At 45.1% G+C, this 14,734-nt stretch carries 15 protein-coding genes and 1 riboswitch; of the genes, 12 read left to right on the forward strand and 3 right to left on the reverse strand.

Features of this window, described 5'->3' with window-relative positions; translation table 11 throughout:
• Nucleotides 1–67 precede the first annotated feature (67 nt).
• Nucleotides 68–1,939, forward strand: a complete 1,872-nt coding sequence (locus tag E4U82_RS03400) for an OPT family oligopeptide transporter (RefSeq protein ID WP_135108629.1) — start codon at nucleotides 68–70, stop codon at nucleotides 1,937–1,939.
• A gap of 414 nt (nucleotides 1,940–2,353) precedes the next feature.
• Here the strand turns inward: E4U82_RS03400 and E4U82_RS03405 are convergent, their stop codons facing one another.
• The gene (locus E4U82_RS03405; RefSeq protein ID WP_135108630.1) at nucleotides 2,354–4,396 is read right to left on the reverse strand and encodes a penicillin-binding transpeptidase domain-containing protein; all 2,043 of its coding nucleotides are present in this window, start codon (nucleotides 4,394–4,396) and stop codon (nucleotides 2,354–2,356) included.
• Between the two features lie 626 nt (nucleotides 4,397–5,022).
• Nucleotides 5,023–5,628 carry a class D sortase gene (locus E4U82_RS03410; RefSeq protein ID WP_135108631.1) on the reverse strand — a complete coding sequence of 202 codons (606 nt, stop codon included), beginning with the start codon at nucleotides 5,626–5,628 and terminating at the stop codon, nucleotides 5,023–5,025.
• Nucleotides 5,629–5,827: 199 nt separating this feature from the next.
• A riboswitch (cyclic di-GMP riboswitch) is annotated at nucleotides 5,828–5,912 on the forward strand.
• Nucleotides 5,913–5,934: 22 nt separating this feature from the next.
• Between E4U82_RS03410 and sinI the strand changes: the two genes are divergently transcribed.
• From sinI to E4U82_RS03450, 9 genes are all read left to right on the forward strand, one after another.
• On the forward strand, nucleotides 5,935–6,069 hold the full coding sequence (gene sinI / locus E4U82_RS19785) for a DNA-binding anti-repressor SinI (protein ID WP_245183514.1): 135 nt from the start codon (nucleotides 5,935–5,937) through the stop codon (nucleotides 6,067–6,069).
• Nucleotides 6,070–6,140: 71 nt separating this feature from the next.
• Nucleotides 6,141–6,473 (forward strand): helix-turn-helix domain-containing protein, encoded by a 333-nt coding sequence (locus E4U82_RS03420; RefSeq protein WP_135108655.1) that lies wholly within the window; start codon nucleotides 6,141–6,143, stop codon nucleotides 6,471–6,473.
• A 303-nt stretch (nucleotides 6,474–6,776) separates the two neighbouring features.
• Complete coding sequence (locus E4U82_RS03425; RefSeq protein WP_135108632.1) at nucleotides 6,777–7,307, forward strand: RNA polymerase sigma factor; 531 nt, start codon at nucleotides 6,777–6,779, stop codon at nucleotides 7,305–7,307.
• On the forward strand, nucleotides 7,291–8,340 hold the full coding sequence (locus E4U82_RS03430) for an anti sigma factor C-terminal domain-containing protein (RefSeq protein ID WP_135108633.1): 1,050 nt from the start codon (nucleotides 7,291–7,293) through the stop codon (nucleotides 8,338–8,340). The genes E4U82_RS03425 and E4U82_RS03430 overlap by 17 nt, the downstream gene beginning before the upstream one ends.
• Before the next feature lie 3 nt (nucleotides 8,341–8,343).
• Nucleotides 8,344–8,838 carry a VanZ family protein gene (locus E4U82_RS03435; protein ID WP_135108634.1) on the forward strand — a complete coding sequence of 165 codons (495 nt, stop codon included), beginning with the start codon at nucleotides 8,344–8,346 and terminating at the stop codon, nucleotides 8,836–8,838.
• Nucleotides 8,839–8,993: 155 nt separating this feature from the next.
• Nucleotides 8,994–9,140, forward strand: coding sequence for a hypothetical protein (locus tag E4U82_RS19790; protein ID WP_167751317.1), 147 nt, complete (start codon nucleotides 8,994–8,996; stop codon nucleotides 9,138–9,140).
• Between the two features lie 124 nt (nucleotides 9,141–9,264).
• Nucleotides 9,265–10,434, forward strand: a complete 1,170-nt coding sequence (gene nagA / locus E4U82_RS03440) for an N-acetylglucosamine-6-phosphate deacetylase (RefSeq protein WP_135108635.1) — start codon at nucleotides 9,265–9,267, stop codon at nucleotides 10,432–10,434.
• Complete coding sequence (nagB, locus tag E4U82_RS03445; protein ID WP_135108636.1) at nucleotides 10,435–11,160, forward strand: glucosamine-6-phosphate deaminase; 726 nt, start codon at nucleotides 10,435–10,437, stop codon at nucleotides 11,158–11,160.
• Nucleotides 11,161–11,278: 118 nt separating this feature from the next.
• Nucleotides 11,279–11,797, forward strand: coding sequence for a hypothetical protein (locus tag E4U82_RS03450; protein WP_209300533.1), 519 nt, complete (start codon nucleotides 11,279–11,281; stop codon nucleotides 11,795–11,797).
• Here E4U82_RS03450 and E4U82_RS03455 read toward each other — a convergent pair.
• A complete protein-coding gene (locus E4U82_RS03455) occupies nucleotides 11,776–12,408 on the reverse strand; it encodes a YigZ family protein (RefSeq protein WP_135108638.1) in 633 nt (210 codons plus the stop codon). The two genes, E4U82_RS03450 and E4U82_RS03455, sit on opposite strands and share 22 nt — an antisense overlap.
• 149 nt (nucleotides 12,409–12,557) lie before the next feature.
• Here E4U82_RS03455 and E4U82_RS03460 point away from each other — a divergent pair, with 149 nt between their 5' ends.
• Together E4U82_RS03460 and E4U82_RS03465 are read left to right on the forward strand one after the other, a co-directional pair.
• Entirely contained in the window at nucleotides 12,558–13,694 is a 1,137-nt protein-coding gene (locus E4U82_RS03460; protein WP_135108639.1) for a sensor histidine kinase, read from the forward strand.
• Nucleotides 13,695–13,822: 128 nt separating this feature from the next.
• The gene (locus tag E4U82_RS03465; protein ID WP_135108640.1) at nucleotides 13,823–14,518 is read left to right on the forward strand and encodes a response regulator; all 696 of its coding nucleotides are present in this window, start codon (nucleotides 13,823–13,825) and stop codon (nucleotides 14,516–14,518) included.
• Nucleotides 14,519–14,734: the final 216 nt, after the last annotated feature.

Consider the following 14,734-nt stretch of genomic DNA (forward strand, 5'->3'; position numbering starts at 1 on the left):
ATTATCTTAATTTTTAACGAAAATAGTCTTCATTTTATACTAGAATTTCGAGGATGGTGTTCAAGAGATGTCAAAACAGGATAATAAAGACGGGTTCAAGCCGTTTATTCCGGCTTCCAAAAATCCGCCTGAATTTACATGGGTTGCCATGGTAATTGGTGCTGTGCTGGCGATTGTATTTGGTGCAGCAAATGCTTATTTAGGCTTGATAGTCGGGATGACGGTGTCTGCATCGATTCCGGCGGCAGTTATTTCAATGGCCGTGCTTCGGATTATTATGAAGCGGACGTCTATTCTGGAAAATAACATTGTGCAGACGATTACCTCAACCGGGGAATCGCTGGCTGCGGGGGTTATTTTCACGTTGCCAGCCCTGTTCATCTGGCAGTTGCAACCAAGCTTAACGACGATTTTCATTATTGCGCTCGCGGGCGGTATTTTGGGTGTTGTCTTGATGGTTCCACTCCGCCGTGCGTTAATTGTCAATGAACATGATACATTGCCATACCCGGAAGGTACCGCGTGTGCTGAGGTACTTCATGCCGGTGAAGAAGGCGGGAAAGGTGCCAAGCTGGTGTTAGGTGGTCTTGGGATCGGCGCCGTCTTTAAGCTGCTGACGGATGCGGTTAAAGCATTCCCGTCTTCAGTGGAATGGGAAATTTATAAATTTAAAAATGCAGCAATCGGTATGGATACGCTGCCCGCAATGCTTGGTGTCGGTTATATCATTGGACCGCGCATTGCAGGCATCATGTTTGCGGGTGGTGTTCTGGGCTGGCTTGGCATTATTCCTTTAATCAGTTTTATTGGTGATGTCGCGTCAGCGCCGATTTATCCGGGTGAAGTGCCAATATCGGAAATGGGCTTTCATGATATCTGGGATAATTATTTGCGCTATATTGGTGCGGGTGCTGTGGCATTCGGCGGTATTATGGGACTAATCAAAACACTGCCGACGATTGCATCTTCATTTGTTGGTTCGGTTAAAGGTTTTTCTTCGTCTGGTGAAACGACTGATTTACGTACGGACAGAGATATACCCATGACATTGATTGTTGTTCTAACCGTTCTATTTGTGGGTATTTTAATGTTTTACCCAAGTATTAACGTGGGAATTATTGGTGCTTTGTTGCTGTTTATTTTTGGCTTTTTCTTCGTGACCGTGTCATCCCGGATTGTTGGTGTTGTCGGAAGTTCCTCCAACCCTGTTTCCGGCATGACGATTGGGGCGCTGATTTTTATTTCATTAATACTTGCCGCTGTTGGTCAAACTGGACAGGCTGGAGCAGCAACCGCCATTATTATCGGTTCGGTTGTTTGTATTGCGGCCGCAATTGCCGGCGATACTTCTCAGGATTTGAAAACTGGTTATATCGTCGGTTCTACGCCAAAATGGCAGCAATTTGCCCAATTGTACGGGGTTTTAATTTCCAGTATTATCATCGGGTTTATCCTTATTTTACTGGATAATGCGTATGGATTTGGTTCCGAAGAGCTGCCAGCACCGCAGGCCGTATTGATGTCGATGATTGTTGATGGCATCATGAGTGGTGATCTGCCTTGGAACTTAATCTTTATCGGTGCTGCCGCGGCGGCAACGGTTGAATTGTTCGGAATCGGATCACTGCCGTTTGCTGTCGGGTTGTATCTGCCGATTCATACGACAGCGCCGATTATGGTTGGTGGTCTGATTAGCGGTATTATTAAACGCCGGACGAAAAATAAAGAAGAACTGGAAGAGAAAAATGAACGCGGCATTCTGCTGGCATCCGGTTATATTGCTGGTGAAGCATTGATGGGTGTTATTGTCGCATTAGCTGTCACGGCTGGGGTTGCATTCCCTGAGGAAACCATCTTTGGCCCTTGGGTATCCTTGATTGCAATTGGCGCTGTCGCATGGTACTTATTCCATACGGCTAATAAGAAACAAGCTAAATAAAGATACAAGTTCTTTTTAGAGTGATCTCTTTTTAAGGGATCGCTCTTTTTTGAAAGATAAGAAGGTCTGAAATTTTTGGCTATATGAAGCTCTTTGTCAGCAATGGCCATGCCCAGCTTCGACGTACAGGACGTACTAGTGCCGGCGTTGGCACAGGACGTGCCGAACTTAGCCGGCCAGTGCCTGCCCCCTCGAGGTCCTAAGCAATCATTTTACGTGGCAAAACCCGCCACTACAAATGCTTGCTTTAGCTTTTCGGGGGTGAACAAGGCGTCCCGTGCTTTACTTATATGCATTGAGAAAGTGGCTTATACAGATTTTTATTCTGGAAAACAAGATGAAAGTCGGGTAGCAGCACACGTTATAAACGGAAACAAAAAGGTCTGTCCGATGAGACGGGCAGACCTTTCACAGCTATTTAATTTCTTTGAAAATATTGGTCACTTTTTCAACAGTGTACGCACTGCCGCCTTTATCTTCGGTTCCTTCAACCATCATGGCAATTAAAACATCTTGATCTTCTGATGGGTAGCCGACGAACCAGGTATTTTCTTCGCCATCTTTGTCGTCGGCAGTCAGCTTCAGTTCCGCTGTTCCCGTTTTGCCGGAAATCGGGAAGTCTGCATCCTGAGCTCCTTTTGCAGTTCCGTTCGGTGCTGCGACGACATCACGTAGTCCTTCCCGGATCAGTTCTGCATGGTCACTGTTTATTAGGTCTTCTTTCCATACCTGCCCTTGTTTGGCATTTGCCAGAAGGGTTGGCTTGAGCATATTGCCGTCATTTAAAAATGGCGTGTATGTCAAGGCTAGGTGCAGGGAGCTGGTCTCGATCTCTCCTTGACCATAACTGGTGTTGGCAAGCATGACCTCCTCATCAATGGTTCCGCTCGATGAAACCTGAGATGATGTCATCGGATATTCAAACGGTAAATCTTCACCATAGCCAAATTGCTGCAGGCCTTTCACAAGTTTTTCACTGCCCATTTTAACGCCTTGTTTGGCAAAATAGATATTATCGGAACGAATGAGCGCATCGGTTACATCCACTGGACCATCCGATTCACTGACACGCCGGACTTCATAGTCGCCCCAAGCTTCACCGTTGCTCCATGTCAGTCCATTTATATCGATGCCTTCACCGGGGACAATGCTTCCATTGTTCAGTCCGATTGTTGCTGTTACCGGTTTAATGGCGGAACCGGGGGCAAAAGTCGCCGAAAAGCGGTTCAATGTCGGCTTCTTCGGGTCATTTTGCAGTTCATCATATTCTAATTGGGATATACCATACAAAAATTTATCTGGAACAAACCCTGGACTGCTCACCAGTGCTAGTGTTTCGCCGGTTTTTGGGTTAATGGCTGCTGCTGTTCCGGTGTCACCATCGTAGGATTCGTATATGGTTTCCTGGACATCAGCGTTGATCGTGGTCACGACGTTTTCGCCATTTTCGACTTCTTTTTCTGCGATGACCGTTTTGTCGTCATTTTCGCTGACGGCGGTTATTTTAGCACCTTCTTCACCTCTAAGTCTGTCTTCAAATAATGCTTCCAGTCCGCGCTGACCTATCATATCGTCTGCATCGTACTCATCAGAGTCCAGTTCTTTGAGATCTTCTGCGGTTACCTGGCTGATATAGCCGGTAAGATGTGATGCGGATTTACCAAGCGGATAGACCCGGCCGGTGACATCACTAATGGAAACACCATCAACTTCCAGTAATTGATCAATCGTATCCTGCTCTGTTGTCGGTAACTTTTGAAGCGGCACATGCATATTCGGTTCGACCCAGTCCTGATTCAGACTGCTGTCGATGGATTCAACTGAAATGCCCAGCAAGTCAGCAATTTTTTCTTTTCCCTGCTCTGGATTATCACCCAATTTTTCCGGGACAATACCAACTTCGTGTACAGTGTCATTGATGGCCAGTGGCATCCGATTGCGGTCAAGTATCTCGCCGCGCTTCGGTTCGGTTGTTTCCAAACTGATATCAGCACCATCTTTGATTTCCGGGAAAATAAATCCGGGATCCCATTTGACGAACCAATTTTCTTCTGTTTCCCCATCCTCACCGCTGTCTGCTTCTTCTTTGATAAGTGTTGCTTCATAGTCAAATGTGATTGGACCAGCGATTGATGCCATCTCAACTGTAAACGGGAATTGTGCTGTCCCTTTGTCCATAGCGGTTTCCATTTGCTCTTCGGATAATTTTTCAAATGATACGTTAAGATCGGATATGTTTAAATCACCATAAATGTTTTGATAGCGGTCAACAAACTCTTCTGTTGGATATGTCTCTGCTGCGTTCGCGGTTAACATCTTGTACATGTCGGAAAATTCCTGGTTATTCCAATGACTGACATATTGATCAAAACGTTCCTGTGGTGTCGGTTCGTCGTTTGAGCATGCTGTTATTACAAACAGCAGAAAAAAAGAAAATAATAATGCAATTTTTTTCATACAATCCCCTCTATCCCATTTAAAGGTCGTTCAAAAAGACCGGTAACAATGACATGCCGATAAAGGGTCTTCTGCTTTAAGAGCGACCACGTTCTGGGCGTAACGCAGAAATCACCGTAACACGTGAGAATCCAGCACTCGGGAGTTCAAGCCGCCTCGAACCTTGACGCAGTTGACGCGTACGTATTGGCGTTGGCCGGCCGGGAATTTAGCCTCCTGGTTCTTTTTACCTGTCTTTTTGAACACTTACTTTTAGAATGCTTTTACTATTATATCATGTCATTTGGACAAAAACATTCATTGAATCGCACATATTATTCTATGTTTTTTCTGTTGGGCGGGTCCAATTTACTTTAATATGAAAATAAGGCAAAAGTCGTTGGGGTTGACTTTTACCTTGTTTTCATATGGTTTTTCAGTTTGGTTATGATGCGATTTAACTCCTCATTCGGTACAATATGACCATACGTCATCAATTTTTTGGCCGTTTCCGCTTAGTTGACTCTGATGTAAAATCGAACGGAGACACCGAGCATCTGGCTGACCGTATCGATTGCGGCGTTTTTAGGCTTGCTTTTTTTCGGCTCAGGTCTTCAAATGAGTTCATCTTAGTTCAGCGGTGCGCTTCAGTTATCTTCAACAGGAAGTGCGGTAATGATGTAGCGATCAGGTGCATTGCCGACATACGAAAACGGATAACATGTTGTTACGGTCAATACTTCCTTAGAGCCTTTTTGGTTTGTCGGGTTGATGACAGAACGATCATCAGTGTCAACCACTTTTGTGTCCACAATTTCATATGAAAAATCTCCATACGGCAATTGGACAGATAAAGTATCCCCCAGCTCTAATTCTCCCATTCGCCGGAAAACTGTATCACGGTGGCCGGATAACACAACTTGATCATTTTGCTGCGGGTAGGCCGTGCCGTTATAGTGCCCAACACCTTTTTCCAATTCATCTTCATCGGTTCCCTCAACAATGGGGAGATCTGCTTCAAGACGTGGAATGTTTAATATGCCAACTGTTTCTCCATGTCCGGGATTAAAATTGTCTACATGATTGGACGAAAGAGGCGACCCGAGCGTTTCATCTTTTTGTTCAGCAAGCAATGTCCGTGCCTGCTGCAGGCTGTCTTTCTGGGCGTGATTTGTTTTAAACAGCTGGTACCCCCCGGCTACTATGAAAAACCCTCCGATCGCCAAAAGCACGATTGCCACCTTTTTCACCATGACACCCCCAGGTTGAAGTTTCACTTTATCCTGACTATATGTTATCTCGAAAAACATTGCAAGTGCTGAAAAAGGCTATAGGTGCTGATTTGCGAAAATATTGTGAAAAAGTAACAAAACTAGTTTGTTTTTGACAAAACAAGACACCCAATAGACATTGTATATGCAGTATAATAGTCTTAGGAAAAATGGAGGCTTCCGCAGAGAAAAGCATACCTATTGAAAAGTAGGAACGCAAAGTTACAGGTCTAAAGTATGTTAACTATGACGGCTGGGCTGCCTGGGAACGTGAATGGGGGGACGTTTGTGTTACGCGATGATGAATATGTGGAGATGGATCAGGAATGGGTCGAATTGATGGTGGAAGCCAAACTGATTGGTCTGACCCTTGAGGAAGTCCGCATGATTTTGAACGGTGACCGGACATTATGTAAATCTTAATAAAGAAGTGTGCTCAATATAGAACCATACACCTTTTTATGGTATAATTCACCATGAAAGAAGGTGTATCGATGATTGGTGAGAAAATAAAACAACTGCGTAAAGAAAAGAAACTGTCCATTTCCGAACTGGCAGAAAAAGCTGGGGTTGCAAAATCCTATTTAAGCTCCATTGAACGAAACCTTCAGACAAATCCATCCATACAGTTCGTTGAAAAAATAAGTTTCGTACTGGGAGTGCCTGCGAATCATCTAATCCGCGAAGATAAGACACACGAGAACTCAGAACCATTGGACCATGAATGGTTGCAGATTGTTCAGGAAGCCATGCATTCCGGGATGACAAAAGAACAGTTCAAAGAATATCTTGAATTTTATAAATGGCGGAATCAGCAAAATAATTGATATCAGAACCGCGGCGCTGGAGCTTGCGGTTTTTTTATTGTCTGGGAAATTATATTTTCAAAAACGCTGTGGATAACTGGTAACCTAGTCAGTCACGTATAGCTCCAGCGCCTAATACCTCGAGATCTTAAGCAATCATGTTACGTGGCAAAACCCGCCACTACAAATTCTTACTTAAGCTTTTCGGGGGATAAACAAGGCGCCCTGTGCTTTTCTAATTGTGGAATTTGCGATTTGAACCGAATTTAATGTAACAAATTTGCTATGTTTTCGTTTGTATAAATGAAGGGGGTGGGAGCTGATTTGAAAAAATACATATTCACGGAGTTGTTTGAACAGTATCAGCTCCCGCTTTACCGTTATCTGCTGCAAATGAGCCGAAACAGGCAGGTGGCAGAAGAACTGTTGCAGGAAACGTTTTACCGGGCCATGATCTCGTTGAAAGTGAAAAACATGGTTCAGGCCAAGGCGTGGCTTTTTAAGGTGGCGCGAAATCTTTATATCGATTGGACCCGGAAATCTAAATCGGAGCAGCGGATGGTAGAGCGGATCCAGCAGGAACGTTCACACGCCAGAGGGTTAGGTGATCCTGATCGGCATTTGGAAAACGTATCAAAACGGGAGCACATCGAAAACGTTTTTGGCCATCTGCCGGAGCGGATGCGGACAATTCTATATTTGCGGGAGATACAGGAATTTACATATAAGGAAGTGGCTGCTGCGATGAATTTAACGGAAAGCCAGGTCAAAACAACACTGCACCGTGCCAGGAAAAAATTCCGGCATTATGATCAGCTGCTGAAAGGGGGATATTCCGATGAAGGAAGATGGTGATAACATGCTTGATGAGTTAAAAGAAAGTGACCAAAGCAAATTTGATAAAAGAAGTGCGCGGAAGATGGTGTGGCGTACACGGTTATCGATCGGTTTTACGGTCGTTCGGATACTTTTGCTTATCTTATTTCTTTATGCGCTTTATATGATCCCTGTAACGATGTATTACGATATGACTGGCAAACAAGCAGGATTTGACCGGCTTGTAACGACTCTTGTTGAAACAAGGTATCCCGGGGTGGAGGTTGATGAAACGCTTGGGCATAAAGCCGAAATCAACCCTTTCCTGACACAATCGACTACAATAAAGTTATACCGGAATGTCGGCGAGTGGGACGTCGTAGTTGGAGAAGTGAAGGGTAAAAAACGCTTGTTCGGTGATGTGAATCTTACTATGAATTTTGATGAAAAATATTTGAATGGAAACCATACCTATAACTTTGCGGTGCCACCTGAGCTGTTGGGAAAGGAAAGCTCAGATGGTAAATCCGGCCCCGCTGAAGATCTGAAAAATCAGCTTGCGAAAATAGATGACGGTCATGTGGCACAGGTTCAGTTTTCTACTAAGAATGCGATGAAGCCGAATGCATTGCTGGAAAAATTGGATGCTTATGATGTAAGCACTTTTCGGATGCCAGTTTATGGCGGGGAGCTGACGGATTTCGATATTCCGCACCATGGAAGTGGTCAGTTTACGTTTACCCGGTCTTTATTACTAAGACCGCAAATTGTCTATGACGAAAACAATAGGCTTTCACGTTCGGTTTTCGCATTTACGGATGTAACACTGGAGGATTCGATCGACCAATTCTACAAAGATATCGAATGGCTGGTGGAGAACGGCCATTATAATGGCCGGCGTATTGATGAGGAGCGGCTCGACTACATCCGTAAAAACGGAGTCCAGGTATATGGGGCTGTTGTGACAGGGCCGATCCGTGAGATTGAGAGGCTGATGGAGGAAGAACAGTTCCATCAATTTCATTTAGGTGGGATTGAAGTGTGGAACTGGGATGAAAAGCAGGGTGAATGAACGATGAAAAAATATATTTACTGGCTGCTGCCGATTGGCTGGATGAGCGTGATCTTTTATTCGTCGGCACAGCCATATGAAAAACAGGATGTAAAACCGCTGCTGGATGGCACGTTTAATTTAGACTTTCTGACACCTTACCTGGATTGGGTTTCATTTACCTATCACCATTCTGAAGTATCGGTTGCCGCTTTGGGTGTCGAAGGGTTTATCGAATTTTTTATGCGAAAGGGTGCGCATGTCGGTGTGTTCTTTATTCTGATGTGTTTGATGTTTGTGGCGTTAAGCAGGTCAACCCGGCTGACATTTCGGGTAACGTTAGCCGTGTCGCTTTTGCTGACAGGGGCATATGCTGTCTTAGATGAATTTCATCAAGGTTTCACAGCAAACCGCACACCTTATTTTGGTGACGTTCTCATAGACGGCGCCGGAGCCCTGATGGCGGCTGTTCCAGTTTTATTTTTACAACGTTATCGGACAAAAAATAATAGCTACTGACGAATTTATTTGACGAATCTTCTAAAGAAAATACTGGATAGCACAAATTTCGACAACATGTTTCCGTAAATTGTGGTATGATTCTCGTAGATTAATCAAAAGAATGTCAAAAATTCGCGGAATGTTTTTTGACGTATTTAAAAGGCGGTATTTAAATGGTGGAGCAAGAGCGATACAAACACTTAATGAAAAAATTGATTAAAGAAACAGAGAGCGCCAGGATTCAAACGGCAGAAGAGCTGGTTAAAAAGCTCGTCAGCGAATTATCAGGTGAATCGTCGTATTCCCCCAATCATCGATAAGCCCGTTACATGGCGGGCCGCGGAAGCTGCATTTCCAGATGGATGCAGCTTTTCGTATTTGGATGGACAGGTTTATGAAAGGTATGCTACGTTAAGTATAGAAAAGTTTAAAGGGATGAGCTGATTGGAAAACACTGTCTATATTAAAAATGCTGCCATTTTCACCGAAGAAGATGGCGTTATTCATGGGTCTGTATTAATCGAAGGAACGAAAATAAAAGCACTCTATAGGGGTGAGCAAACACCACCGGATGGTGCGGCCGTGATCGATGGTGAGGGGCTGAATCTGATTCCGGGATTTATTGATGGCCATATACATGGAGCGGCTGGTGCGGATGTCATGGATGCAACGGAAGAAGCGCTGGATACGATGGCTGAGGCACTGCCGGCAGAAGGGACCACAAGCTTTTTGGCAACGACGATTACACAGGCACCGGAAAACATCACGAGGGCACTTGAAAATGTAGCAGATTACGCATCTAAGCGCGGAATGGCCGAGGTGATGGGAGCCCATCTGGAAGGGCCGTTTATTGAAGCAAGCAAAAAAGGTGCACAACCGCTCGAACACATTATGGAGCCAGATATTGAACAATTTAAGAAATGGCAGCAGCTGTCAGGCAATTCAATCAGGACGATTACGATGGCCCCTGAACACGATGAGACCGGGGAGTTTATCCAATATTTGCATGCATCCGGTGTGAATGTGTCGGCAGGCCATACGGATGCCGGATTTGAAGCCATTAAAAAAGCAATCCCACATGGGCTGCGGCAGTTAACGCATCTATGCAACGCGATGAATGGCATTCATCATCGTGACATTGGTGCGGTTGGCGCAGCGTTTCAGCTGGAAGACATACGCGCGGAGCTGATTGCCGATGGGATTCACGTGTCCCCGGAAATGCTCCAGCTGATTTTTTCCAACGTCGGGAGCGAACGGTTGATTCTAATAACCGACGCCATGCGGGCAAAATGTCTGCAAGCGGGTGATTATGAACTTGGCGGACAGCCTGTAACGGTCACCGACGATCGTGCTGTCCTGGAAGACAATACCTTGGCCGGCAGTATTTTAAAAATGGTCGATGGCGCGCGACAGATGCTGCGGTTAAAGCATGCATCACTTCAAAGTGTTATGCAGATGACATCCGAAAATCCAGCGAAGCAGCTTGGCATTTTTGATCGAAAGGGAAGTATAAAAGTAGGCAAAGATGCGGATTTGCTGCTGGTTGATGATCAGCTGAATTTGAAATATACGATATGCCGAGGCGCACTTGCATATCAGGGGGAGATGTACTAAATGGAAATGATTAGCGTGAAAAATTACGATGAACTGAGCAAGAAGGCCTGTGAACTGCTTGTCAACCAAGTGAAAAATTCAGATAGTTCAGTGCTGGGACTTGCGACAGGCTCTACTCCAGAAGGGCTGTATCAGCAGCTGATCAACGAATACAGGAATGGCCATGTTTCGTTTGGCCATGTCACCACATTCAATCTTGATGAATATGCCGGAGTGGCGGCTGATGATCCGAACAGTTACCGGTATTACATGAACGAAAAATTCTTCAATCACATTGACTTACCGGACGAACAAGCCTATCTGCCGCCTGGTGATGCCGTGGATTTAGAAAAAGAATGCCATGACTATGAAACCCTTATCGCGGACTCAGGCTATGTTGATCTGCAGGTGCTGGGGCTGGGTTTGAACGGACACATTGGGTTTAATGAACCGGGGACACCGTTTGACAGCCGAACCCATGTTGTTGAACTGGATGAATCCACCCGCGAAGCCAATGCACGCTTTTTCCCGTCGATCGATGATGTGCCGAAAAAAGCTCTGACAATGGGAATTGGCACGATTATGGAAAGTAGGCAGGTCGTGTTGCTGGTTTCCGGAAGCAAAAAAGCCGACGCTGTTAAACAACTCGTGCATGGCAAGGTGACCGAAGACTTTCCGGCGTCAATCCTGCAAAAGCACCAAAACGTCACACTAATCACAGACGAAGCGGCACTGTCGAAACTTTAAGACAGTGCCTTTTTTCAACATCAACGGTGGAGCGCTTAGCATCAATGGTGGAAGGCCCGGCATCAACGGTAGGGCGCTGAACATCGACGGTGGGATGCTGAACATCAACGGTAGGGCGGTGAACATCGACGGTGGAGCACCGAACATCGACGGTAGAACACCGAACATCGACGGTGGAGCACCGAACATCAACGGTAGAACACCGAACATCGACGGTGGAGCACCCAACATCAACGGTGGAGCGGTGAACATCGACGGTGGAGCACCCAACATCGACGGTAGAACACCGAACATCGACGGTGGAGCACCGAACATCAACGGTAGAACACCGAACATCAACGGTGGAGCGGTGAACATCAACGGTGGAGCGGTGAACATCAACGGTGGAGCACCCAACATCGACGGTAGAACACCGAACATCGACGGTGGAGCGGTGAACATCAACGGTGGAGCACCCAACATCGACGGTAGAACACCGAACATCGACGGTGGAGCACCCAACATCAACGGTAGAACACCGAACATCAACGGTGGAGCACCCAACATCAACGATAGAACACTCAATATCAACGGTAACAGCAAAACGTCATCGGAAACCGCACCCGCACCCCCAAGTCACACGTCCACTTCCACATAGGCAGTTCCCTTATTCGCGAAGACCACCTGATCACTGGTGAGATTAACCATCCAGGTGCGGAAGTCCTCGTCATTACCGTCAGGAACATATACAATAAATTCCACCTTTTCAAGATAATTGGTCGAATCAAGGATATAGTCCGAATGGCGCAATTCATTTTCCAGTTTCCCTATCAGCGAATAGTCCACTGTGACCGAAATGCCTTGCATCAGTCTACGCTGTACCACACCGGCAGTTTGAATAGCAAGTGACGTTGTACTGCTGTAGGCACGGATCAAACCGCCTGCACCGAGCTTAATGCCACCGAAGTATCGTGTCACCACAACAGCGGTATCTTTTAGATCCTGTTTTTTCAGCACTTCCAAAATAGGTACACCGGCTGTTCCGCTTGGCTCCCCATCGTCATTGGCTTTCTGGATTTGGTTGTGTTCGCCGGCCATGTAAGCAGAACAATTATGGGTGGCGTCATGATGCTTCTTTTTAATTTCCTGAACGAAAGCCTGTGCTTCGGCTTCTGTTTCCACACGTTTAACATATCCAATGAATCGGGACTTATGAATGATTTTTTCGTCAAAATCTTCTCTTTTTACGGTATAATAGTTAGATAGCATGTTTCTTTGCCTCCTGGAAGGTATTATACTAGATTATAGGATAAGAAGGTACTTGAACATTCAGGGAAAAGTTTCCTTAATCTATGAAAAAAGCCCCTATAAATGACAAATTGCTTTCGAATAATTATAACATAGGCTGGTGGGAATATATGGCACAGAAACTGGAACAAAAGGCACTTGACCATGTGATTGATGACATGATCGATATGGTGCAAAACAGCAAGGACGAGATTTTTAACATCGGCGAAGAAGCGCGGACAGAGTTTGAGCAGCTTGAAAAGGAACTTCAGGAAACGCGGGAGCAAGTCATCAGCCATATTACGGATGGCGATGAATTAGAGCAGAAAGTACAATATTCCCGCCAACGTCTGTCCGAAGTCAGTATGGAATTTGACCGCCATTCTGAACGTGAAATCCGTGAAGTCTATGAAAACACACATGCCATGCAGACAAAGCTCGCCATTTCAAGACAGGAAGAAAAAGCACTAAGGGATAAGCGTGATGATCTCGACCGACGTCTGCGTTTGCTGGATGAGACCATTAAACGCGCAGAAGGCCTGGCAAGCAAAATATCTGTCATTCTCACTTACCTGAACGATGATTTCAGACAAGTTAATGAAATGATTGAAGAGGCTAAGGAAAAGCAGGAATTTGGTTTGAAAATTATTGAAGCACAGGAGGACGAACGTAGGAAAATATCCCGGGAAATACATGATGGGCCAGCCCAGATGCTTGCGAATATCCTGCTTCGTTCAGAGCTGGTTGATCGAACATTCCGGGAGGGAACCGTCAATGAAGCGCTTACTGAAATCAAAAGCGTTCGGAAAATGATTCGCTCGTCCTTATATGAAGTACGCCGGATTATCTATGATCTTCGGCCGATGGCATTAGATGATCTAGGTCTTATTCCAACCATTCGAAAATACGCCACAACGGTTGCTGATTACAATGATATTGAAATTGAATTCACGCCGATTGGTCAGGAAAAACGGCTGTATCAAAAGTATGAAATTGCCTTTTTCCGTTTAATGCAGGAGGCCTTGCAAAATGCCGTTAAACATGCTGAAGCATCGCTGATCAAGGTGAAACTCGAGGTTAATTCAACGATGATTGCCATGGTAGTAAAGGATAATGGAAAAGGATTTGACCCCGCGCTGAAACAGGAAAAATCGTTCGGGCTGATCGGCATGCGGGAACGAGTTGAAATGCTGGAAGGATCTCTATCAATCAATTCAACGATCGGCGAAGGAACAACGATTATGATAAAAGTCCCATATGCGGGCTGATTGGCATATTGTGTTTTGTAAAATTTGAAGTATACTGAAATTACACCGATATAAAAACGAATGTTCAATTGGACATGTAATAGGGTATACGTATATTTAACAGACTCATAACCCGGGAGGAACAATTGATGAGCAAAAAACGAACAAAAATTGTATTAATAGACGATCATAAGTTATTCCGTGAGGGTGTGAAACGCATTCTTGAATTTGAGCCTTCGTTTGAAATAATCGCTGAAGGTGATGATGGCAATGTTGCCTCCAAGCTGGTTCGGCAGCATAAACCGGATGTTGTTTTGATGGATATTAACATGCCAAAAGTTAATGGCGTACAGGCTACTACTGATCTCGTAAGAAAATATCCGAATACTTATGTCATCATCCTCTCGATCCACGATGATGAAAGTTATGTCACACATGCATTAAAAACGGGCGCACAGGGCTACCTGTTAAAAGAAATGGATTCAGACTCCTTGATAGAGGCGATTAAGGTCGTTCGTGAAGGCGGCTCGTACCTCCACCCGAAAGTAACGCACAACCTGGTTCAGGAATATCGCCGTCTGGCACAGGAAAACATGACCACCACTTTGACAGAAGCAGGCATCGAATATCATAAACCGCTCCATTTGCTGACCCGCCGTGAGTGTGAAGTCCTGCAGCTGCTGGCGGAAGGAAAAAGCAATCGGGGTGTCGCGGAAAGATTATACATCAGTGAAAAAACCGTTAAAAACCACGTCAGCAATATTTTGCAAAAAATGAATGTCAATGATCGCACCCAGGCGGTCGTTTCAGCTATCCGCAAAGGCTGGGTTGAGGTACAAAGCTAGCTTCTCAAAAAACGCTGCACTTTTTGGCTGCAGCGTTTTTTCTTGTCTGGAACTTTATATTTTCAAAAGCGTTGTGGGTAACTGGTAACCTAGGAGCCTTAGACAGAAGTATAACGGGTTTTATGTAAAAATATGTAAATTAGCGAGTGGAACATCAGATTTTCAATGAAACGGCTTGATCTCCCGCCAAGACAGGAGTAATTAGGTTTTAGACAT

It is taken from the genome of Lentibacillus salicampi (assembly GCF_004565465.1).
GTDB classification, from domain to species: domain Bacteria; phylum Bacillota; class Bacilli; order Bacillales; family Amphibacillaceae; genus Lentibacillus; species Lentibacillus salicampi.

Coding starts and splice junctions, on each gene's coding strand:
- E4U82_RS03400 (WP_135108629.1), top strand. CDS start 68: ATGTCAAAACAGGATAATAAAGACGGGTTCAAGCCGTTTATTCCGGCT.
- E4U82_RS03405 (WP_135108630.1), bottom strand. CDS start 4,396: ATGAAAAAAATTGCATTATTATTTTCTTTTTTTCTGCTGTTTGTAATA.
- E4U82_RS03410 (WP_135108631.1), bottom strand. CDS start 5,628: ATGGTGAAAAAGGTGGCAATCGTGCTTTTGGCGATCGGAGGGTTTTTC.
- E4U82_RS03420 (WP_135108655.1), top strand. CDS start 6,141: ATGATTGGTGAGAAAATAAAACAACTGCGTAAAGAAAAGAAACTGTCC.
- E4U82_RS03430 (WP_135108633.1), top strand. CDS start 7,291: ATGAAGGAAGATGGTGATAACATGCTTGATGAGTTAAAAGAAAGTGAC.
- E4U82_RS03435 (WP_135108634.1), top strand. CDS start 8,344: ATGAAAAAATATATTTACTGGCTGCTGCCGATTGGCTGGATGAGCGTG.
- E4U82_RS19790 (WP_167751317.1), top strand. CDS start 8,994: ATGGTGGAGCAAGAGCGATACAAACACTTAATGAAAAAATTGATTAAA.
- nagB (WP_135108636.1), top strand. CDS start 10,435: ATGGAAATGATTAGCGTGAAAAATTACGATGAACTGAGCAAGAAGGCC.
- E4U82_RS03455 (WP_135108638.1), bottom strand. CDS start 12,408: ATGCTATCTAACTATTATACCGTAAAAAGAGAAGATTTTGACGAAAAA.
- E4U82_RS03460 (WP_135108639.1), top strand. CDS start 12,558: ATGGCACAGAAACTGGAACAAAAGGCACTTGACCATGTGATTGATGAC.
- E4U82_RS03465 (WP_135108640.1), top strand. CDS start 13,823: ATGAGCAAAAAACGAACAAAAATTGTATTAATAGACGATCATAAGTTA.